This window comes from Mesorhizobium sp. M0189, assembly GCF_040322135.1.
Lineage (GTDB): Bacteria > Pseudomonadota > Alphaproteobacteria > Rhizobiales > Rhizobiaceae > Mesorhizobium.
Map to the genome: position 1 here is coordinate 152,904 of NZ_JAMYSW010000001.1, position 19,280 is coordinate 172,183.

Genomic DNA, 19,280 nt, shown 5'->3' on the forward strand with positions numbered 1-19,280 from the left:
CAGCACGCATTGGCGCGCAAGCTTGTCTGTTGAGGAGCGCCTTATCCAGCTCTTCTAAACATGCCCGGCGTCATGCCATGCATGGCCCGGAACGTACGGGAGAGATGGCTCTGGTCGGCGAAACCTGCCGCGATAGCGGCGTCGGCGAGGCCAAATCCCTGTTCGATCAGCGCGCTCGCCCGGCGCAATCGCCGGTCGCGGATATAGGCCACCGGCGTCAGGCCGATCGCCTTGTTGAAGTCGCGGATGACCTGGAACCGGGTCACGCCACCCGCACCGGCAAGCCGCTTGAGGTCGAGCTGCGAGCCGAGCTCGCTTTCGACAAGGTCGCGATAGAGCGAAAACCTCCGCTGCGATCCGGAGCTTTCGACCTCCTCGGCCTGTCCGCTCGAGTCGCCATGCCGAACGATCAGCCGTCGCAGCGCCACGAGCAGGGACGTCTCGGCCGTCATTGTGTCTGGGGATGTCGAGCCCTGGTGTGCTGCCGTCAACGCTGCGGCGAGATTGTTGTCTTCGATAGTCGCGCGCGAAAACACCGGAGCGCCGTGCCAGCCGAGTTCGCGGGCAAGTGCGGTCATCAGCGGCACCGAGGGATAAAACGTCCGGTAGGCCCAGCCTTCGTCCGCCCCGCGTTCGCCGTCATGCCACTCCTCTGGATTGACGACGGCAATGGCGCCTGCCGGGGCGAGAACGCTTTGACGGCCGATGCGAATCCGCTCGCAGCCGGAGGTGATCAGGGCGATCACATAGGTCGGGTGTGTGTGCAAGTCGTAGCGGTGCCGGGTGAAGCGCGCTTCGAACAGGCCAAGGTCGGGGAAGCACGGATGGCGCCAGTATTTCCCGGTCTCCGCCGCTTGGTTTGTCTTTGCCATAGTCAATCCGGTTCAAGACGCTTTTCGTCGGGCCTTCTATGGCAGCAGGATCAAGCCACGCCGCCCATTGCCGGTGTGAGAGGAGGTATCATGTTGCATAATGACCCCATCGCCGCGCTGACACCAGAGGTCATAGGCTGGCGGCACCATATCCATGCCAATCCGGAACTCGGATTCAATGAATACGAAACGGCGCGTTTCGTTGCAGAGAAACTGCGCTCCTTCGGCCTCGACGAGGTGCATGAAGGGATCGGCGGCACCGGGGTCGTCGGTGTCCTGCGCAGCGGTGGCGGCACACGCGCCATCGGCCTTCGCGCCGAGCTCGACGCGCTTCCGGTGCTGGAGAAAACCGGCTTGCTCTATGCTTCGAGGAGAGAGGGCGTGATGCATGCCTGCGGCCATGACGGCCACACCGCCATGCTGCTCGGCGCTGCCAAATTGCTCAGCGAGTCGCGCACCTTCGACGGCACCGTCACTTTCATCTTCCAGCCGGCCGAGGAAAACGAAGGCGGCAGCATGCGCATGATCGAGGACGGCCTGTTCAGGCGCTTTCCGGTCGAGGCGGTCTATGCGGTCCACAACTGGCCGGGCGTCAGGCTGGGGACGATCGCGGCCCGTGCTGGTGCGCAGATGGCGGCCGTCGACAATTTCGAGCTGACTTTCGAGGGTCTTGGCGCGCATGCCGCGATGCCGCAGCTCGGCGATGACCCGATCCTGGCAGCGGGCGCCTTCGTGCAAGCCGTCCAGCGCATCGTCAGCCGCACGGTCGACCCGCAGAGCGCGCTTGTCGTCAGCATCACGCAGATCCATGGCGGCAATGTCGGCAACATCGTGCCGGGCAAGGTCTGGCTGCAAGGCACCTGCCGCTTTTTCGAGCCCGGCCTTTCCAACCACTGCGAGACGCTGATTGGCGAGATCGCACAAGGCATCGCCGCCGCGCATTCGCTCAAGGCAAGGTTCGACTACCGGAAGGGCTATCCGCCACTGATCAACACCGCGGACGCGACGGCCCGCGCCGTCGAGGCGGCGGCATCCGTCGTCGGCCGGGAGAATGTCATGACCGAGTTCAGTCTCAGTCTCGGCTGCGAGGATTTCGCTTTCATGATCCGTGAGGCGAGCGGCTGCTATGCGTGGATCGGTGCCGGCGAGGTCGGCCCGGGCGAAGGCCTGCACGGCGACCGCTACGTCTTCAACGACGAGATCGTGCCGACGGTGATGCGCTACTACGTCAACCTCGTCGAGCAGACGCTTGCCGGCAAAGTATCTGAGCTGAAATGAAGACGTCGGTCTGGGGGCCGCAGGTATTTCCCAAGTCTCGGCAAGCTTTGCAGAGGAGATAATCGACTACGTCAGAGACCCGCTATCGCAGGGCAATAGCGGGCCTAGTCCTTCTACAGCAGTTTTTCCGGCGTGATCGGCAGCTCCCGGATCCGCTTGCCTGTAGCGTCGAAGACGGCATTGGCAACCGCTGCGGCAACGCCGGTGGCGCCGAGCTCGCCGATGCCCTTGCCGCCAATCGGGCTGGCATGCTCGTCCACCTCGTCGACGAAGTGGATAATGATGTCGCCGGGAATGTCGGCGTTGACCGGAATGGCAACCCCTGAAAGGTTCTTCGACAGGAACCGCCCGAGCACCGGTTCGTGCCTGCTCTGCTCCATCGCCGCCATGCCCCAGCCCCAGATGATGCCGCCCGTCATCTGGCTGCGTGCGGTGCGGGGATTGACGATGCGGCCGGCGCTGTAGCTGCCGACGGCGCGACGAAGCCTGAGCAGGCCGAGCCCCGGATCGACGCCGACCTCCATGAAAATCGCGCCGAAAGTGCGCATGGCGAGGCCTTTGCCATGCTGCGCCGGATCGAACGAGCCGGAGCCGATGATCTCGCCGATGTCGGTATGACTCATCACGTCGGCGATCGTCTGACCGCCGGCAGCGCCTTTGCGGCGAATATGGCCGTCTTGCATCTCGACCTCGTCGGGCGGCAGATTGGCAAGACGGGCAAGCTGCGAACGTGCATCTTCGGCGGCTGCAAGCACCGCCGCGCCCACCCCCATGGTCGACGATGAGCCATAGGTCGGACCCGCCTCCGGCAGCTGTGTATCGCCCATTTCCAACTCGATCCTCTCCATCGGCAGGCCCAGGACATCGGCTGCGATCTGCGGAAAGATGGTGAGTGTTCCGGTCCCTATATCCTGGGTGCCGGTGCGGATGAGCACCGTGCCGTCCCTGTGCAACCTGACCTCGGCTGCAGGCGTCGGGTTGCGGAAACAGCCCATGCTGCAGGTCGCCATGCCGTAGCCGATCAGCCAATCGCCATCGCGTTGCGGCTTGCGCGGGCGCTCGCGCCAGCCGAACAGGCGGGCGCCTTCCTCATAGGCCTCGCGCAGCTTCTTCGACGACCAGGGCTGGCCGGTGGCCGGATCCGTGTCCGCATGGTTGATCAGACGCAGGTCGAGCGGATCGATGCCGAGGCGGTGGGCGAGCTCGTCCATCGCGCTTTCGAGGGCCCAGGTGCCGGGACCCTCGACCGGCGCGCGCAGCGCCGTCGGCATGGCGACGTTCGCGCGCTCGACGCGCTGGCTGAGACGCATGGCCGGCGTGGCGTAGAGACCCTTCGAGGCTTCGGTGGCGAACTCGACGAAATCGTCGGTGACGGTGGTCAGGTTGACCACGTCCTGTTGCACGGCGGTCAGCTTGCCCGACTTGTCCGCCGCCAGCACGATCTTCTGTGCCATGCGCGGCTGATAGCCGAGACAGGAATAGGCATTGGCGCGGCTGAGCGCCAGCCTGACCGGGCGCTGCATGATGCGCGCCGCGGCGGCGGCCAGCACCTGATGCGGCCAGATCCAGCCCTTGCCGCCGAAGCCGCCGCCGGTATGGCGGGAAATCACGCGGACCTTCTCGGCCGGGACATTCATGCGGGCCGCAACCACCTGGCGGACACCGTAGACGTGCTGCGTGGCGTCGTGCAGCGTCAGCTCTCCGTCGTTCCACTCGGCGAGCGTCGCCGAGGGCTCCATGGCGTTGTGATGGCGCGACGGCTGCAGGTAGACGGCTTCGACCATGGCGGCTGCGTTGCTAAGCCCGCGGTCGACCTCGCCCTTCGTAAACGTCGGCTCCAGGAACAGAAAGCCGCTCTCCCTCGGCACGACCGCAGCCTTGTCGATTGCGGTCCATTCGGGTGGTGCCGGCAATTCCGGCTCGGCGAACTCGTAGCGCAACGAGACGCGGCGGGCGCCGGCTTCCGCCGCCTCCAGTGTCTCGCCCAGCACAATTGCAAGCGGCTGGCCCTCGTGACGTATCTCGTCGTTCTGCATGGGCATGAAGCTCTGCGCCGCCGGCGGACCTTCGGCGTGCTGCGTCTGCGTATCCGGCTCGGCCCTTGGCGATGCGAACCGGCCGAATTTGGGCATGTCCTCATGCGTGAGCACGCGCACGACGCCTTCCTCGGCGAGCGCGTCGTCGACCATGATCGACGTCACGCGGCCGGCGGGAACGGGCGCGGTCACCAGCACTGCATAGAGCAGGTCGGGGGCAAAATAGTCGGCCGCATAGCGGGCGCGGCCGGTAACCTTGACGCCGCCGTCAGGGCGGGCAACAGGCTGGCTGATCATCATGACGGCACCCTCGCTGCTCTTTCGATCGCCCGCAAAGCGGCGGTCTTGGCCAGTTCGATCTTGTAGGCGTTCTGCGACAAGGGACGCGCTTCGGCGAAGGATTGCTCGATAGCGGTGCTCAATGCCTCGCGATCGCCGATTTCGGCACCGGCGAGCTGGTCCTCGGCGGCGCTCAGCCGCCAGGGCCGCAGCGCGACGGACCCCAGCGCCACGGCAGCCCGACGGATGGTTTGGCCGTCCATCTCCAGCACTACGGCGGCGGAGACGATGGCATATTCGTAGGATTCGCGCTCGCGCACCTTGAGGTAAGCCGATCGCGGCGCCGGTGCCGGCAGCTCGATTGCCGTGATCAGATCGCCTTGCTGCAACACATTGTCTGCCTCGGGCCGCGTGTCGGGAAGCAGGTGGAATTCGGCTGCCGGAATGCGCCGGCCGCCGCTGCGGTGCGCGGTGACGATGACTGCATCAAGTGCTGCCAGTGCCACCGCCGGGTCGGATGGCTGGGTGGCGATGCAATCCTCGGTCCAGCCGAATATCGCGTGATTGTCGTTGATGCCATGCAATGCCGAGCAACCGGAGCCGAGCCGACGTTTGTTGCACGGCAACTGCTCTTCGGCACGGAAATAGGCACAGCGCGTCTTCTGCAGCAGATTGCCGCCTATCGTTGCGAGGTTTCTCAGTTGCGGCGACGCCGCGTTGAGGATCGCCTGGCTCAACACCGGATAGTCGCGCATGACCAACTCGTGCTGCGCGACGTCGTTGAGATGCGTCAGCGCGCCGATCCTCAAGCCGCCGCCGGGCAGTGCCTCGATCTGATCCAGCCAGTCGAGGCGGGAGATATCGATGATCCGCGCCGGCCCGGCAATGCCAAGGCGCAGCCAGTTGAGCAATTCGGTGCCGCCGGCGAGAAAAGCGCTGTCCGGCGCCGCTCCGGCCGCGATCGTTTCGCCCAGGCTATCGGCGCGCGCATAGACGAATGGGGTCATTGGCTCGCCCTCCCAGCCGCTGCGCGCACCGCCTCGACGATTTGCGGATAGGCCGAGCAGCGGCACAGATTGCCGCTCATCCATTCGCGGATCTCGGCGTCGGAGCCGGTATGTCCCTCCTCGATCAGCGCCGCCGCCGACATCACCTGCCCGGGCGTGCAGAATCCGCACTGGAAACCATCATGATCGATGAACGCCTGCTGCACGGGATGAAGCGCATCGCCGTCCGCCAGGCCCTCGATCGTCGTGACCTCGCGTCCCTCGGCGGACACGGCCAGTATCATGCAGGCATTCACACGCCGTCCGTCGAGATGCACGGTGCAGGCGCCGCACTCGCCGAAATTGCATCCCTTTTTCGTTCCGGTCAGATGAAGCCGCTCGCGCAACAGGTCGAGCAGCGTGACGCGGGGATCGAGATCGGAAAGGCTGTGGTCCTCGCCGTTCACCCGCAACCGCAGTAGGTGCCGATCGTGGAAGTCCATTGGGGGTACCTCGAAGCACATGCCGTCCTAGTCGCAGGGACTCGTCCAGCAATCAGCCGCCCACCTGTCGAGGCGAAATAGGGCGGTCGATTTCGGGGGAAAGGCACTGCCGGTCACGGAAGGCGAAAAACGTTTGGGACCCCGCACGGGATGGGCTGAGAATGCCACGCCGCAAAAAGTGCACCGTCACCGTAGTTCAATACCGGCGCTCGCCTTCGTGGCCGCCTGTGTATCCTGCTGGCCACCTGTGCTGCATTCAAGTTAGCGAAACACGCAATCAACGAGCTAAAAGATAGATATGATGCCAGGGTTAACCGTTTCGTAGCCTAGGCGCGGCTCAGACTTGTTTTTGGGGATTGCGCCGGAGACAGTTCCGGTTGAACGGTAATCCACTTCTGTCTCCCTCTTTTTCTTGATCGTGCCTGACAAATCGGCACAAGGTGGCGTTATTCCTTTTCTGGCTACCACCTTTTTCTCGTGCGCAACGGCGGCGGTGGATCCGGCAATCACAATTGCCGCGCACACGATGGCCAATCTCATCGAATTTCCTCCCCAAGCGCCGGCCTAAGCCGCGGTAGATCTACCGACACTGGGGCCGAAGCTCAGGTCGGCATCTTGGCCGAAGCGCATTATCGCCGAGCCGATTGGCTCTGGCGCGTTATCAGCCTCTTTCAGGTAAAGCGTCTTCCTTCATTTGAGTGAAATCGAGCGATGGTTTCCCTTCGAACGCAGAATTACGGTGACAGTGCACTTTCGCTATGTTGGCCCGCTGCGGGCCTCAGCTGGATTAACCAGCTTCCTGGGCGGAGCATGGGCCTGCTCAATTGTGTTTTGACTATTTGGCTGCACGGGCGCGTAAAATATCCGGTTCGCCCAGTTGTGGGCGGACTAACTCAGGGAGGATAATGTTATGAAGATGAATCGACGTAATGCTCTCGCCCTTGGTGCCACCTCGTTGTCGACCCCGCTATTGGTTGCATTGCCGACTCCGGCAGCGGCCAAGACCTACGGTCCGACTGATGGCAAAGAGATTTTTCCCGGCGTTCGGCTCGTCGAACTGGGAACACGAGACTCCCATATCAAGGGGTACAAGAAAATCGCGATGGAAGACGTCGTGTATCAGCCAAAGGGATCTAGCCCGCTGGGGGATGTCATGGCCGACGACATGGTCTGCACGGTCACTGAAGGCGAGCTGCAGGTTACGGCCGGGGATATGCAGTTCACAGCCAAGGAAGGCGATGTATGGAGCTGCGGTAAGGGTAGCACGAAGGAGGCTGCTACGAACAACGGGACAGTGGTCGCCGTGATGCGGGTGATTAACCTCAAGGCTGAATAAAGCCAAGTTGGCGATCGTGGGCGCAATCCGCGCCCGGGTGGAATCTTGCGGGTTAGCGATCTAACCGGCCAGCGCCATTCCAGTGCCAACGCCGATGGCAGAGGCCCATTAGAAGCTTCCCGGCCAGATCGATGGCCAAGACGCGGATGGCTCCCCAAACGTCTGCACGGGGGCCTTATCGCGCTGGCAAGATCGTCAAACGTCGTTTCCATTCCTGGAGTCTAGATCGACACCGGGAATCTCTGAATTCCCCTGTTTGTTGTCCGCTAATTCAGCATGTCAAAGCAGCGGCTTCTTGCGCTTCGGCGGCCTGTACTTCTCGACCAGCCTGACCTTATCAATATCGTAAGCATCATTCGAACGAACACTTTTCGTCTACGAGGAGGGAAGGGAATGCGGTCGGTGGCGCTCTCAATACCTACACATAGCCGGCCGTCAGCAGTGGTGACGATGGCACAGTTCGCGGAGCCGGTTGCCGTTAAAAAATGTCGCGTTCGCGGAAGATATTTCGGATAACGCACCCACCTAGAAAGCACGGCAACTGCTTTCCTTGTGCCTCGCATAAGGCCTCAGCTGGGTTAACCAGCTCCCTGCGCGTCATTTGCCGATATAGGCGGCCAGCTCGTCAGGCGTCCCCATGGGAAAGGCCTGTTTCAGATGGTCGAGGAATGCGGAGACGCGGGCGCTCAGCAGCCGCCGAGAGGGATAGAGCGTCCACAGGGCGATGTCGGGTCGATCGAGATCCCCCCAATGTACCAGTGTTCCGTCCGCCAGATCATGGCTCACCAGCGACACAGGTAGGCGCGCCGCGCCGACGCCCGCTCGTACCGCATCCCGGACCATGATGAGTGACGACAGCGCAAGGACCGGCTCGATCGCGATTGTTGACCGGCCAGTGGGCGTCTTCACGTCCCAAGCCCCTCGATCGGCTGTCGAACGCATGACGGCCGGGGTCGCCAGACCGTCCGCCGGCCGGGCGAGGTGAGGACTTGCCACGACCACCAGTCGATCACGCAGAAAGGCTCGCCCAACGAGGCTCTCATCCGGATCCGGATTGACCCGGATCACCAGGTCAAATCCCTCTTCGATCATGTCGACGGCGCGGTCTTCGGTCGTGACCTCGAGCCTTACCTCCGGGTATTTCAGGGCGAAGCCGGCAGCGATCTTCCCCATCGCGGTCTGTGAGAACAGCACTGGGGCGCTGATCCGCAACCTGCCTCGCGGCCTTTCGCCGCCTGAGGCGATCGCGGCCGCTGTCTCTTCGAGCTCGGAAAGCAACCGGCCCGTGCGCTCGAAAAGCGCACGTCCTTCTTCCGTCAGCTTCAACGCGCGGGCGCCACGCTCGAACAGCCGTAGATCCAGACTGGCCTCCAGCTCCGCCACGCGTCGGGACAAGGTTGCCTTCGGGCGCCCGGCAGCGCGGGCGGCCTTACCGAAGCCCCCGTGGCGGGCGACCAGATTGAAATCGGCAAGGGCAAGTAGATCCATATGTTCCACCAATGAGACGGCGTGTCCAAATATAACGCCTACCGACACAAATGTGGATCACTAATTTCTGAGCAGCCATCCGGCTCAACTCAGGAGTAACCCCATGACCATTCTCGTTACCGGCGCGACCGGCAATGTCGGCCGCAACGTAGTCGAACAGCTCGTGAAGCGTGGCGCCCATGTGCGCGCTTTGGTTCGCGATCCCTCCAAGGCCAATTTCGCCGCTGGCGTAGATGTCGTGCAGGGCGACCTGCTCGATGTCGATTCCCTACGCAAGGCCTTCTCCGGCGTCTCCACCCTTTTCCTGCTGAACGCGGTGGTGGCCGACGAATACACCCAGGCGCTGGTAGCGCTGGCCGTTGCCCGCGAGGCCGGCATCGAGCGGATCGTCTACCTGTCGGTGATCCACAGCGACCTCTACGTCAACGTGCCGCATTTTGCGGGCAAGTTCGGCGTCGAGCGGATGATCGAGCAGATGGGGCTCAACGCCACCATCCTGCGGCCCGCCTACTTCATGAACAACGACATCACAATCAAGGACGTGGTGACCGGCTACGGCATCTATCCTATGCCGATAGGAGCCAAGGGCGTCGCCATGATCGACGCGCGGGACATCGGCGAGATCGCCGCGATCGAACTCATCCGCCGCGAGCAGGCCGCCGCGCCGCTCCCGTTCGACCGCATCAACCTGGTCGGCCCCGACACGCTGACCGGCGCGGATGTCGCGGCCATCTGGACGGACGTCCTCGGACGCCAGATCACGTATCCGGGCGACGACACCGCCGGGTTCGAGCAGAACCTGCGGCAGTTCATGCCGAGCTGGATGGCCCTCGACATGCGCCTGATGGCGGAGCGCTTCCTCACGGACGGCATGGTCCCCGATGCCGGCGATGTCGATCGGCTGACCGCGCTGCTGGGCCGGCCGTTGCGCTCCTATCGCGACTATGCGGCCGCAATTGCCGGCTGAGCCCCATTACCGATGACCTTTGTCGGGGAGACACATCATGATTTACTCGACCGCTACCGTTCCGGTGAATCCCGGAGGCGAGACCAGGCTGACCCGCGCAGATATGGCAGGGCCTGGAACTCAAGGCGCGCGACGCCCGCCTGTTCCTGCCGGCAGGCCTCTGCACCCGTTGCGACGTCGTGGAGGAGAGCGCGACCCACTTCGTGCGCGAAGCTATGATCGCCGGTACTGATCTGCGCGAGATCGTGACGCTTGAGCAGGAAGCAAGGTCACCTTCTTCCAGGCGACCGGTGCGCGCGAAGGCGCGGAAATCGCCTTCATAGCTAGTGGTCGGGTCATTCACATCAGTTGCGCCAACGGCAATTGCAACCAGCTGGTGAGCGAGCTGCTTCATAAGCACGGACGAAACGCAAAGCCAGTCCGTCAAAACGCGGGTGTAGATGACGTACTGCTTCACGGCTTTGTCCAGTTCAAGCGTTGTGCCTGACAAGGTGGTGGCCGAAGCATTGTCTAACGTCAACGTTCGTTGTGCTTGACAAGAACCGCAAGATTGAATGGAGGGGCACTGTTTGGTCTGACGGCGAGCCGAGTAGCGACGAGCCTCGCATGGGCCTGGTCCATCCCGCCAAAGTCGAAAGTAGGGTGTTCGTTGCGGGAACGGAAGGTCGACGCTGCGGAAGGGGGCATGGGGGTCTTTCGCGCGAGCGGGTTATCCGATCCCCCGCTCAGAAATTTCTACCAAACATTCCTGACGGTTACGGCCCGAGCATTGTACGGTTCTTACATCCTGTTGATGTCGGTCAGGGAGAGAGTACTGTCGTCTCTTCGGCGTGCCCCTCGGGGATGGTCGGATGAGTGTCGTTCAAATTGTCAGTCCAATACGTCAGGCTATTGCTGCACTCCTGAACGGGGCGGCTCGCGGAGACATTGTCTCGATCAAGGCTGCAATAGAACGAGTCCGCGTGACTGCGCCTAATCTGCGGGCATCTGACGAAGAGCTAACTGAGGCTATCCTTGAGGTAGCTTCCGCCACTGGCCTGTTCGTGTGTTTCGACGGCCGGGAGTAGCTCTCAGCCACGCGCCTCACTAATCCGCCTAACGTTCCCCCCCAGCATTCCAGGAATTTTGCTCATTGTGGCCCCGCGAGAGGGGGCGCGCCGTCCTGCTTGATCTTCGTAACTAGCAGGAACAAATCCGCTCGCGGTGCAGTTCGGTCCTTTTAAGCATGCAGGCCCGAACATGGCTGAAATCGATAAAGCCAAACAGAAGGTTATTGCCGAAGTTGTGCGGCGGTGGATCACTTCAGAGGTAATCCGCAATTACCTTCGCAACCTGCTAAATCTGCCTGTAGAAAGGGGAACTGCCGGCTGAGCAAAGGTATTTGCTGGAGGAACTTGATAGGGCCGACAAAGAGTGACGTATGGCCCCCCACTGGTTCAACCCTCCGGTCCCCGTCAAGACACAGCGTACCGGGATCATTCGCAACGTCAACAACGCCGAGACAGCCGGCGAGGAGCTGATGAAGTGGACCAAGCGTGGCCCTTGCTGGGACCTCGCGGTGCGCGTTTGCATGGCCGTGATATTCGACGAGATGGAACCCGAGGAGGCCCGCAAAGCATTCCTGGCTGCCGCGATGGAGGAGGGGACGTTAATTCCCCCAACGACAAATAGCTAAATTGTTTTGCGGTATAAGGTTCTATGTGTCTCTGACCAACACCGCCTTCCAGAAAGGAGCCCGCCGCCGGTGAGGGACAGGCGACGGACCCCCCTCAGCGGCTGCATCCACGAAGACTCGACCGCTGCAAGTTCTAACCCCGCGAGGGCCTACATCGTTCCCTACAACCTGGGTTGGTCGGCAGGCTTGTGCCGCTCTAAGTTCCCCTTATGGCAACCCATTGGTTCTCCCCTCCGGTTCCTGTGACGACTGACCGTGCCGGTATGACCCGGAACGTGAACAACGTCGAGGCAGCCGGACAGGAGCTGATGAAGTGGACCAAGCGTGGCCCCAAATGGAACCAAGCGGTGCGCGTCTGCATCGCCTGCATTTCCGACGAGATGGAACCTGAGGAGGCACGAAAGGCATTCTTGGCTGCTGCCGAGGAGGAGGGGTGCTGCGCTCGTCTGATTAGGGCCGAATGTGCCAGTTACCCGAGCCCAGTACCCAAACATTCCTGATCCCTAATGCAACCATTCCCTGATCTCCGAGTTGCGCGACAGGCGGGGAAGCTCGGTCGACATGACAAAGCGCGACAAAGCTGGGCATAAGTCCCTTGCAGACGCCGTTCGGGAGTTGATCGGAACCGAAGACAATCGTCGTCATGTACACAAGCTGTTTGGGCCAGTCGAAACAGAGCTGACCCCAACCCTAGCTTCATTACTTGAGGCGATTGGTAAGGCCAGAGACGACGAAACTCCCTAGCCGCTCTAAGTTCAGCCTCATGGCAACCCTCGGCATTGGCGCCGACTTGCTGGAGCTTTTCATGAAGGCCCGCGATGCAGGCTGAGCCGGACGAGGAAGATCAGCGCCCTGACCTACCGTTCCAGGGCGGGCCTCGGGTAAGGCATTTCAAATTTAAAAGGAACGTCGGTTAATACCCCTCGGCGTCAGGCTTGACAGCGGTCCCATGTCGATTGTGAGTGCCGCCTTCCTCCTCTATGCGTGTGATCTCGCTGGCAAGCTCGATCTGCTGACCTCTCTTGATCTTGGACGTGCTGTCCACGATGGAATGCGGGAAGCCGTAGCTCGGAATCGAGACGCTTGCCCGGTCCTCAGTGACCCGCCTACGTATCGTGGCCGTGATCGCAACCAGTGCCCCGCGCCAGACGCTTGAGTCTGGAGCGGACGGCGCCTAGTCAAGATGTTGCTAATATACATCGGCCTGCAAGCTTCGCCGTTGGCGAGGCGGCCCAGCGGCTTGGTTGCGGGGGGGACGGCAGCTAGAGGCCGCTGGGCCTTGACGACCAGCGAGCTTAAGAGGAGGCCCTGTGCTGGCTGGTCAAAACCTTGCGCTTAGGGCAACGGAAAAGCATCATTCGAACGAACACTTTTCGTCAACGAGGAGGGAAGGGAATGCAGTCGGCGGCGCTTACCCATTACATAGCCGGCCCTCAGCAGTGGTGACGACTGACACAGTTCGTGGAGTGGCGAGCGGAATCGTCGCTCAGCAATCACATTCTTCCACGATAGGGAATCCCAGACGCAGTGACCATGGTCTTGGCGTTGTCAAAACCGTGGTGTCAGCCAAAACAATGAAAACGCCGGAGCCTTGAAAATACTGGCTCCCCGGGCCGGACGAAACCGCGAACTATGAGCTGCCGATTCCTCTCAAAACTGCGCCGCAGCCCGCCATCAAGACTCGCGAGCGTGACCGGGAGCGCGCCGAGCGCCTCCGATCAACCGGTGGGCCAAAACCATCTTTGAGGCAACGGGCAGTCGCACTCGCGAAGGAGGGCGTTGTGCGCACACACGATCTCACAGACATCGGCGTTCCCCCTGTTATCTAACCCGGATGTGCGAGGGAGGGGCCGCTAATCAAGGTTCGCTATGGAGTCTAGTGAGCAGCAGACGGGGAGGCGGCATAATTACCTTATGCGCGCCTGTCGGAACAACGTGATTGCGGCAAGGAGCGGACGTTGCCCCGCCTATGCGGCTTGCTCACTCTAGCGTCGGGGCGGTCCGCAGACCGTTGAATCGAAAAATCGCTACGAAGCCCACGGGCAGACCTTAGCCTCCGGCGCTGAGCATTTCGACGATTGTTAAATCCAAAGAATCACCACAGGACGGTGGCCGTCGAGCGAGTTTTTAGCAGCCCATTTCCGCAGCCTCTTAATGTGCAACTTGGGAAGCTGCCGACATCAATTCCTCGGGATTCGGCGCTCTGAAGGTGTTGAGGCCATCCTCCAGAACTTCAGTGAAGTTCCAGCGTACGATGCCCGCCCGGTCGATTAGGAACTGACCGACAAGCTGCGCCTGGCTGGAAGCCATCGCCTGCTGATCGACTTCCGTAATCTCATAACCTTCCTTCTTGTTAAGAAATTCATTCATTGCCATGACGTCCATAGGCTCGGGCAACTCGCCCGGAAGATGGAACGGTATCGCCATGACCGTGTCCATCCCGACCTCGCGCAAGCCGAAAGCACGGTGCGAGGCTCGCTCCGGGTCGGATGCGGCGAGAAGATCGGGTGCCGGGTGGTAACGGAAATAGAGCCGCGCCCGCTCGACCGGCGTATTGACCACAGCCAGGCATTCGACGCCTTTCTCCCGCAGGGCCGGCTTAAGTTGCGCCATCGCCGCGACATGGCGCCGGCAGAACGGACAGTGCAGGCCTCGGAACAAACCGATCAACAACGGGCTACGGCCTCGAAAATCATCGAGCGCGATCTTGCCTTCGCGTGAGATCGCATTGAGCACAACATTCGGTGCGCTGTCGCCCGGCTGCAGCGGGCGGTCAACACTACTCGTAGACATGGACAACCTCCTCGCCGCGATCAGTCAGGGAAAGCAGCACACCCAGCGGAGGCGATCAAGTGCTGGGGGCGAAAGCTTCCTGTGCCAAGGCAATAGCTTTCGACCTCTGCCATATTGCCGAGGTCGAGATTACGCGCGTTGCAAGCCCATCATAACACGAAAAAGCATCTGCGTCGCCAGTCCTGCGATCGGCTTGCGAAGAATAGGCGGGGGCGGGCCAGGCCGCTATTCTGCGCTTGATTTCATCTGTCCTCGATGCTCTGACACGAGATCGAAGCGTAGGGAAAAATCGCACGCCGGCGTGCAAAATCGCGACTTGGCGTAGAAAAGGCGATGGCTCCCCGGGCCGGATTCGAACCAGCGACCAACCGGTTAACAGCCGGTTGCTCTACCACTGAGCTACCGGGGAACAGAGGCTCTCATGTGAGTGGGGCAGCCTATAGCAAACCCGTTTCGGCTTTGCAAAGAAGCATTTCGCATTTTTTCGGTGCTTTTTGGCGTAGGGCTTTCTGGCAATGGCCGGCGAGCGCCCTCATATGAGCTGTCTCTCGCCTGTCAGGGAACGGAAAAGGCCGTTGCGGCTTTCTCCGGCTGATGGTGCTACTGATGCAAACGGATCGACATTTCACATGACGGCAATGAGCGACGAACACCCACCGGCCCGGAAAATCTCGGTCTTCGGCCGCCAGTTCACCATGCCGCGCTCGCGCGGCCTCAGGATTGCGATCGGCGTCGTGCTGATCATCGGCGGCATTCTCGGCTTCCTGCCGATCCTTGGGTTCTGGATGGTGCCGATCGGATTGCTGGTGCTCTCCTACGAATTCGCATTGGTGCGCCGTCACCGGCGCCGTTTCGTCGTCTGGTGGGAGCGGCGGCGGCGGCCGGACTGAGATTGCCCTGCTGACGGGCCGCTAGCCGGAAAATGCCGGAGGACGGCGTGCTCCGCCTATGCATTAGCTTCTGCATTACCGAGGTTGGTCGAAGCAGCTTTCCAGGCGTTCGCAAAGCTCCTTGAGGACGGCGGTAGCCGATGCGAGCCGCGCACGGTCGCGCGGCGGCAGGCTGTTTGCGCCTTCTATGCTGAGGCGGTCGATGGCATAGCGCACAAGCTCTGCAGACTGCGACAATCCGCGCGGAGTGCCATCTTCCGTAGCTGCTCGACGCATGGCGGACCCTCCTATCTGCCCAACGTGGCCGCCGGTATCGGGTTCCTCTCGCCGAGAATCGTGCTTAACGATAAGCTAATATGTTGTTGCTAGTATGGTATTGCGTTGATAAGCAGCGCCTCGATGTCGGAAGAACCGTTGGGAATGCATGGTGGCCGCTTGACGGCATTTTCGCCGCAACCTATTGGAGCCGGGTGGAACGCCGGGAGCAATGAGGCCTCGTGGCGGAGTGGTTACGCAGAGGACTGCAAATCCTTGCACCCCGGTTCGATTCCGGGCGAGGCCTCCAATGCCCGAGCCCCCGCGCGTCAGCGCCAGGGGGCTTCAGTTCCGGTCGAAACAGCCGCGGCCTTCGCGCGGCAAGCGGATGGTTGGAACATGAGCGCTGATTTTGCCGAACGCCGGGTGAAGATGGTCGACGGCCAGATCCGCACCACCGACGTGACCAGCGCGCCGTTGCTCGAGGCGATGCTTATCGTGCCGCGCGAGGCCTTTGTCGGCGCCGGCCAGCGCGATCTCGCCTATATCGATGAGGACATCCGTATTGCCGATACGGCCGATGGCCCGCGCTATCTGATGGAACCGTCGCCATTGGCCAAGCTGATGCAGCTGGCCGATATCGGCCCAAGCGCTTCGGCACTCGATGTCGGCTGCGGCACCGGCTATGCGGCGGCGATCCTGTCGCGGCTGGCAAGGTCCGTGGTCGCGCTGGAAAGCGATCCGGCGCTGGCGGAAACCGCCACTTCGACGCTTGCCGCGCTGGGTTGCGGCAATGTCACGGTGGTCCAGGGGCCGCTGCGGCAAGGCCATGCTGCCAAGGCGCCTTACGACGTCATCCAGTTCGGCGGCAGCGTCGGGGAGGTGCCGGCGGCGCTGTTCGACCAACTTGCCGAAGGCGGCCGACTCGTCGCCGTGGAGGGGCAGGGCAATTCGGGCGTAGCCCGGCTTTTTTTTAAGACTGGAGGGGTTGTAACGGGAAGACGCGCATTTAATGCGGCAATTAAGCCACTACCTGGATTTGAACGCATTCCCGCCTTCGAATTCTGAGTGATTTTGCCTTGCAGCGAAGGCGCTGTCATGATCGCTTGCGTTTGAACAATCGTTGCTGATCTGCATAACCGGGTGTTTCTTGGGGGCTTTCAGCGGGGGAACGATAAAAAACGCGGCGCCGGCTGATCAGAGGAGAAGCCAGCGTGGCGCAGTTCCCGTGCAAAACGAATGAGGGAATATAACGTGCCGTCTGTACGCAAGTTGCTTTTTACCGCTGTCCTCGTTTCGGCGACCGCGCTTTCTCCAATGGCCGCCTCGGCCGAAACGATCATCGGGGCCCTTTCAAAGGCCTACCAAAACAATTCCTCGCTCAATTCTTCACGCGCCGGCGTTCGTGTCACCGACGAGGGCGTCGCCATCGCCAAGTCGGGCTGGCGCCCGACCATCACCGGCTCCGCAAGCATCGATTATACCGCCAGCCACAGCAACCGGTTGCACCAAAACATCTCGTTGACCACCGGCAACTTCGGCGTCGAGATCAATCAGACGCTGTTTGACGGTTTTCAGACCAGGAACAATGTGGCGGCCGCGGAATCGCGGGTCAGCGCCTCGGTCGAGAGCCTGCGCAACACCGAAGAGAACATCCTTTTCAACGCGGCAAGTGCCTATATGGACGTCATCCGCGACCGCCAGATCGCGGTGCTGACCGAACAGAATCTGCAATTCCTGACCGAGCAGGCGCGTGCGGCGCGTTCGCGCTTCGAGGTCGGCGAAGGCACGCGCACCGACGTCGCGCAAGCCGATGCTTCGCGCGCCTCCGCGGTGGCGCAGTTGAGCGCCGCCCGCGCGACAGCGCTGGCAAGTGCTGCGACCTATCGCCAGATCGTCGGCGACGAGCCGGGCAGGCTCAGGCCGGCTTCGCCGCTGTCGAAGCTGTTGCCGTCGAGTCTCGATGCAGCGATTGCCATCGCATCGGCCGAACATCCGGCCATCCTCGCCACCGAGCACCTGGTCGACGCGGCGGGGTTTTCGGTGAAGTCGGCAGAAGGCGCGCTGCTGCCTCAGCTCTCGGCGTCGGCGGGTGTTTCGAGCGCCTATCGCGGCACCGCGCCCGGCTCGCTCGCCTCGACACAGGATGGCGTAACCAATTCGGCGAACATCGGCGCGACATTGACGATACCGATCTATTCCGGCGGCCGCACCTCGGCATTGGTTCGCCAATCAAAGGAATCACTTAGCCAGGCCCGTATCGAGGTCGATGTCAGCCGCGACACCGTGCGCCAGGCCGTGACATCGGCATGGACGCAATATACCGCCGCGCAGCAAAGCGTCACGGCCAACCGGCAGGTGGTCGCCGCCGCGCAGCTTGCCTTGAACGGCGTCATCGAGGAGCGCAATGTCGGCCAGCGTACCACGCTCGACGTTCTCAATGCGCAGGCGACCGTCATCACCGCCAAGATCAATCTTGCCAGTGCCGAACGCGACGTGGTGGTGGCAAGCTATGCCATCCTCTCGGCGGTTGGCCATTTGTCGGCAGACCGCCTTGCGCTCAATGTGACGAAGTACAGGCCGGAAGAGCATTACAACGCCGTCAAAGACAAGTGGATCGGCCTGCGCACGCCGGACGGCCGCTGATCGCCAGGCCGTGGTTTCAGCCCGCGCTCGAACGACGCGCGGGCTTCCACTCCCGACCCTAATCTGTTGAAATCCGAGATGTCGCCAGATTGGGGATTCTCGCAGGGCGTTCCGTCGGTTACGCTGTCGCCATGATTCGAATCCGGCATTGCCGGACAGGAAATCTGAGAACGAGTCACAAGGGCGGCGGATGTGACGATGGCGACGGCAAGCAGCGTACAGCGCGAACCTTCCATGGAAGAGATACTGGCTTCCATCAGAAGGATCATCGAGGACAGCGATACCGGCCGCAAGCAGCCGGGCGACGCGGACGAGCTGCGCCAGGATCTGCAACCGGCGCCGGCAGCCGGACGGGCAGCGGAGGGCGATGCGTTCCGTTCCGAACTGCGCGGCGGACTGGAGATCGCCAAGCCGGCCACGCGGGCCGAGGTGCAGCCATCATCCGCGCCCGTCAATGCGTATACGGAAGTGCGTCCCGGCCCGGCAAAAGCGCCGGTCACTCTGGCTGAGGTGAACACCGCTCCCGAACCGCCCGCAAAGCCGGATCGGCCTGCGACGGCCAAGGCTGCCGAGACGACGGACACCATCATTGCCGATTGGCGGCGCGAGATCGCAGCGGTCGGCGACGCGATGGCCAAGCCGGACCGGGCCGAGCCACCCCGGACGCCGGACGCCGGGCCAAAAGCCGAGGTTTTCGAAGACGAGGCGACTGCTGGACCTGCGCCGGAGCCTTCTGAAAATGGGCCGCAGTCTTCGGAAAGCGGCCTGGAACCTTCGAAAATCGGCCCGGGACCTTCGAAAATGGGATTGGCGAGTTCGGCGGCCAGCGAGGCGCCGTACTCTCGGCCGGCGATCCTTTCGGAACATACGGGGCGGCAGGTTGCCGCCGCCTTCGGCGAGCTTTCAGACGCATTTGCCAGCCGCAGCAAGAAGACCTTCGACGAGATGGCCGAGGAGATGCTGCGGCCGATGCTGCAGGACTGGCTGGACAACAACCTGCCGACGCTGGTCGAGCGGCTGGTGCGCGAGGAAATCGAGCGCGTCGCGCGCGGCGCGCAGTAAGTTCAGAAACCAGGACCAAAGGCTGTCTCCAGGCGGCGTCTTTATTGAGTTTGGACGCCACCCCTCCGGTGTCGAAATCGCCGCTGCCCCTCATCCGCCCTGCCGACAGGCGCCATCGGCGAAGCATCCAATCTTCCCCGTTGCGGGGGAGATGCCCGGCAGGGCAGAGGGGGGTGCTGTCCCTCCGGCCTCTCAACGATCGCAGCTACGCCTG

17 protein-coding genes, 2 tRNA genes and 1 pseudogene are annotated in these 19,280 nt (G+C 62.2%); 12 read left to right on the top strand and 8 right to left on the bottom strand.

Features of this window, described 5'->3' with window-relative positions:
• Positions 1 to 41: 41 nt before the first annotated feature.
• A complete protein-coding gene (locus tag NKJ09_RS00715; RefSeq protein WP_352484227.1) occupies positions 42 to 872 on the bottom strand; it encodes an AraC family transcriptional regulator in 831 nt (276 codons plus the stop codon).
• Positions 873 to 962: 90 nt separating this feature from the next.
• Between NKJ09_RS00715 and NKJ09_RS00720 the strand changes: the two genes are divergently transcribed.
• Entirely contained in the window at positions 963 to 2,150 is a 1,188-nt protein-coding gene (locus NKJ09_RS00720; RefSeq protein ID WP_352495402.1) for an amidohydrolase, read from the top strand.
• 113 nt (positions 2,151 to 2,263) lie between these two features.
• On the opposite strand, the gene NKJ09_RS00725 is transcribed toward NKJ09_RS00720, so the two are convergent.
• From NKJ09_RS00725 to NKJ09_RS00740, 4 genes are all read right to left on the bottom strand, one after another.
• Positions 2,264 to 4,486 carry a xanthine dehydrogenase family protein molybdopterin-binding subunit gene (locus NKJ09_RS00725; protein ID WP_352495401.1) on the bottom strand — a complete coding sequence of 741 codons (2,223 nt, stop codon included), beginning with the start codon at positions 4,484 to 4,486 and terminating at the stop codon, positions 2,264 to 2,266.
• Positions 4,483 to 5,472 carry an FAD binding domain-containing protein gene (locus NKJ09_RS00730; protein WP_352495400.1) on the bottom strand — a complete coding sequence of 330 codons (990 nt, stop codon included), beginning with the start codon at positions 5,470 to 5,472 and terminating at the stop codon, positions 4,483 to 4,485. Before NKJ09_RS00730 ends, NKJ09_RS00725 begins: the two co-directional genes overlap by 4 nt.
• Positions 5,469 to 5,954, bottom strand: a complete 486-nt coding sequence (locus NKJ09_RS00735) for a (2Fe-2S)-binding protein (protein WP_031194306.1) — start codon at positions 5,952 to 5,954, stop codon at positions 5,469 to 5,471. The genes NKJ09_RS00730 and NKJ09_RS00735 overlap by 4 nt, the downstream gene beginning before the upstream one ends.
• A 285-nt stretch (positions 5,955 to 6,239) precedes the next feature.
• Positions 6,240 to 6,494, bottom strand: a complete 255-nt coding sequence (locus NKJ09_RS00740) for a hypothetical protein (RefSeq protein ID WP_352495399.1) — start codon at positions 6,492 to 6,494, stop codon at positions 6,240 to 6,242.
• Positions 6,495 to 6,864: 370 nt separating this feature from the next.
• Here NKJ09_RS00740 and NKJ09_RS00745 point away from each other — a divergent pair, with 370 nt between their 5' ends.
• Complete coding sequence (locus NKJ09_RS00745; protein WP_023720037.1) at positions 6,865 to 7,290, top strand: hypothetical protein; 426 nt, start codon at positions 6,865 to 6,867, stop codon at positions 7,288 to 7,290.
• Positions 7,291 to 7,887: 597 nt separating this feature from the next.
• Here NKJ09_RS00745 and NKJ09_RS00750 read toward each other — a convergent pair.
• Positions 7,888 to 8,778 carry a LysR family transcriptional regulator gene (locus tag NKJ09_RS00750; RefSeq protein WP_023720038.1) on the bottom strand — a complete coding sequence of 297 codons (891 nt, stop codon included), beginning with the start codon at positions 8,776 to 8,778 and terminating at the stop codon, positions 7,888 to 7,890.
• Between the two features lie 103 nt (positions 8,779 to 8,881).
• Between NKJ09_RS00750 and NKJ09_RS00755 the strand changes: the two genes are divergently transcribed.
• The 5 genes and pseudogenes from NKJ09_RS00755 to NKJ09_RS00775 all read left to right on the top strand — a co-directional run bounded on the left by NKJ09_RS00755 (position 8,882) and on the right by NKJ09_RS00775 (position 11,920).
• Positions 8,882 to 9,745: an SDR family oxidoreductase gene (locus NKJ09_RS00755; protein WP_352495398.1), complete on the top strand. Its 864-nt coding sequence runs from the start codon at positions 8,882 to 8,884 to the stop codon at positions 9,743 to 9,745.
• A 37-nt stretch (positions 9,746 to 9,782) separates the two neighbouring features.
• Positions 9,783 to 10,058 (top strand): annotated as a pseudogene (locus NKJ09_RS00760) (AtaL-like protein); the annotation flags it as partial.
• A gap of 926 nt (positions 10,059 to 10,984) precedes the next feature.
• Positions 10,985 to 11,116, top strand: a complete 132-nt coding sequence (locus tag NKJ09_RS00765) for a hypothetical protein (RefSeq protein WP_280940424.1) — start codon at positions 10,985 to 10,987, stop codon at positions 11,114 to 11,116.
• Between the two features lie 49 nt (positions 11,117 to 11,165).
• Positions 11,166 to 11,420 carry a DUF982 domain-containing protein gene (locus NKJ09_RS00770; protein WP_023720040.1) on the top strand — a complete coding sequence of 85 codons (255 nt, stop codon included), beginning with the start codon at positions 11,166 to 11,168 and terminating at the stop codon, positions 11,418 to 11,420.
• 209 nt (positions 11,421 to 11,629) lie between these two features.
• On the top strand, positions 11,630 to 11,920 hold the full coding sequence (locus NKJ09_RS00775; RefSeq protein ID WP_023720041.1) for a DUF982 domain-containing protein: 291 nt from the start codon (positions 11,630 to 11,632) through the stop codon (positions 11,918 to 11,920).
• Positions 11,921 to 13,571: 1,651 nt separating this feature from the next.
• Here the strand turns inward: NKJ09_RS00775 and NKJ09_RS00780 are convergent.
• Together NKJ09_RS00780 and NKJ09_RS00785 are read right to left on the bottom strand one after the other, a co-directional pair.
• The gene (locus NKJ09_RS00780) at positions 13,572 to 14,213 is read right to left on the bottom strand and encodes a peroxiredoxin-like family protein (RefSeq protein WP_023720043.1); all 642 of its coding nucleotides are present in this window, start codon (positions 14,211 to 14,213) and stop codon (positions 13,572 to 13,574) included.
• Positions 14,214 to 14,547: 334 nt separating this feature from the next.
• A tRNA-Asn gene (locus NKJ09_RS00785) sits at positions 14,548 to 14,622 on the bottom strand.
• A 220-nt stretch (positions 14,623 to 14,842) separates the two neighbouring features.
• Between NKJ09_RS00785 and NKJ09_RS00790 the strand changes: the two genes are divergently transcribed.
• The 5 genes from NKJ09_RS00790 to NKJ09_RS00810 all read left to right on the top strand — a co-directional run bounded on the left by NKJ09_RS00790 (position 14,843) and on the right by NKJ09_RS00810 (position 19,066).
• Positions 14,843 to 15,103 (top strand): hypothetical protein, encoded by a 261-nt coding sequence (locus tag NKJ09_RS00790; RefSeq protein WP_352495397.1) that lies wholly within the window; start codon positions 14,843 to 14,845, stop codon positions 15,101 to 15,103.
• Between the two features lie 491 nt (positions 15,104 to 15,594).
• Positions 15,595 to 15,668, top strand: a tRNA-Cys gene (locus tag NKJ09_RS00795).
• A gap of 89 nt (positions 15,669 to 15,757) precedes the next feature.
• Complete coding sequence (locus NKJ09_RS00800; protein ID WP_352762210.1) at positions 15,758 to 16,426, top strand: protein-L-isoaspartate O-methyltransferase family protein; 669 nt, start codon at positions 15,758 to 15,760, stop codon at positions 16,424 to 16,426.
• Positions 16,427 to 16,612: 186 nt separating this feature from the next.
• A complete protein-coding gene (locus NKJ09_RS00805) occupies positions 16,613 to 18,004 on the top strand; it encodes a TolC family outer membrane protein (protein ID WP_352495395.1) in 1,392 nt (463 codons plus the stop codon).
• A gap of 198 nt (positions 18,005 to 18,202) precedes the next feature.
• Positions 18,203 to 19,066 (top strand): DUF2497 domain-containing protein, encoded by an 864-nt coding sequence (locus NKJ09_RS00810; RefSeq protein ID WP_352495394.1) that lies wholly within the window; start codon positions 18,203 to 18,205, stop codon positions 19,064 to 19,066.
• The last annotated feature ends 214 nt before the right edge of the window (positions 19,067 to 19,280 follow it).

Excerpts from the sequence above, each read along its gene's own strand:
- NKJ09_RS00715 (WP_352484227.1), bottom strand. The coding sequence starts at position 872 with ATGGCAAAGACAAACCAAGCGGCGGAGACCGGGAAATACTGGCGCCAT.
- NKJ09_RS00720 (WP_352495402.1), top strand. The coding sequence starts at position 963 with ATGTTGCATAATGACCCCATCGCCGCGCTGACACCAGAGGTCATAGGC.
- NKJ09_RS00725 (WP_352495401.1), bottom strand. The coding sequence starts at position 4,486 with ATGATGATCAGCCAGCCTGTTGCCCGCCCTGACGGCGGCGTCAAGGTT.
- NKJ09_RS00730 (WP_352495400.1), bottom strand. The coding sequence starts at position 5,472 with ATGACCCCATTCGTCTATGCGCGCGCCGATAGCCTGGGCGAAACGATC.
- NKJ09_RS00735 (WP_031194306.1), bottom strand. The coding sequence starts at position 5,954 with ATGGACTTCCACGATCGGCACCTACTGCGGTTGCGGGTGAACGGCGAG.
- NKJ09_RS00740 (WP_352495399.1), bottom strand. The coding sequence starts at position 6,494 with ATGAGATTGGCCATCGTGTGCGCGGCAATTGTGATTGCCGGATCCACC.
- NKJ09_RS00745 (WP_023720037.1), top strand. The coding sequence starts at position 6,865 with ATGAAGATGAATCGACGTAATGCTCTCGCCCTTGGTGCCACCTCGTTG.
- NKJ09_RS00750 (WP_023720038.1), bottom strand. The coding sequence starts at position 8,778 with ATGGATCTACTTGCCCTTGCCGATTTCAATCTGGTCGCCCGCCACGGG.
- NKJ09_RS00755 (WP_352495398.1), top strand. The coding sequence starts at position 8,882 with ATGACCATTCTCGTTACCGGCGCGACCGGCAATGTCGGCCGCAACGTA.
- NKJ09_RS00765 (WP_280940424.1), top strand. The coding sequence starts at position 10,985 with ATGGCTGAAATCGATAAAGCCAAACAGAAGGTTATTGCCGAAGTTGTG.
- NKJ09_RS00770 (WP_023720040.1), top strand. The coding sequence starts at position 11,166 with ATGGCCCCCCACTGGTTCAACCCTCCGGTCCCCGTCAAGACACAGCGT.
- NKJ09_RS00775 (WP_023720041.1), top strand. The coding sequence starts at position 11,630 with ATGGCAACCCATTGGTTCTCCCCTCCGGTTCCTGTGACGACTGACCGT.
- NKJ09_RS00780 (WP_023720043.1), bottom strand. The coding sequence starts at position 14,213 with ATGTCTACGAGTAGTGTTGACCGCCCGCTGCAGCCGGGCGACAGCGCA.
- NKJ09_RS00790 (WP_352495397.1), top strand. The coding sequence starts at position 14,843 with ATGACGGCAATGAGCGACGAACACCCACCGGCCCGGAAAATCTCGGTC.
- NKJ09_RS00800 (WP_352762210.1), top strand. The coding sequence starts at position 15,758 with ATGAGCGCTGATTTTGCCGAACGCCGGGTGAAGATGGTCGACGGCCAG.
- NKJ09_RS00810 (WP_352495394.1), top strand. The coding sequence starts at position 18,203 with ATGGCGACGGCAAGCAGCGTACAGCGCGAACCTTCCATGGAAGAGATA.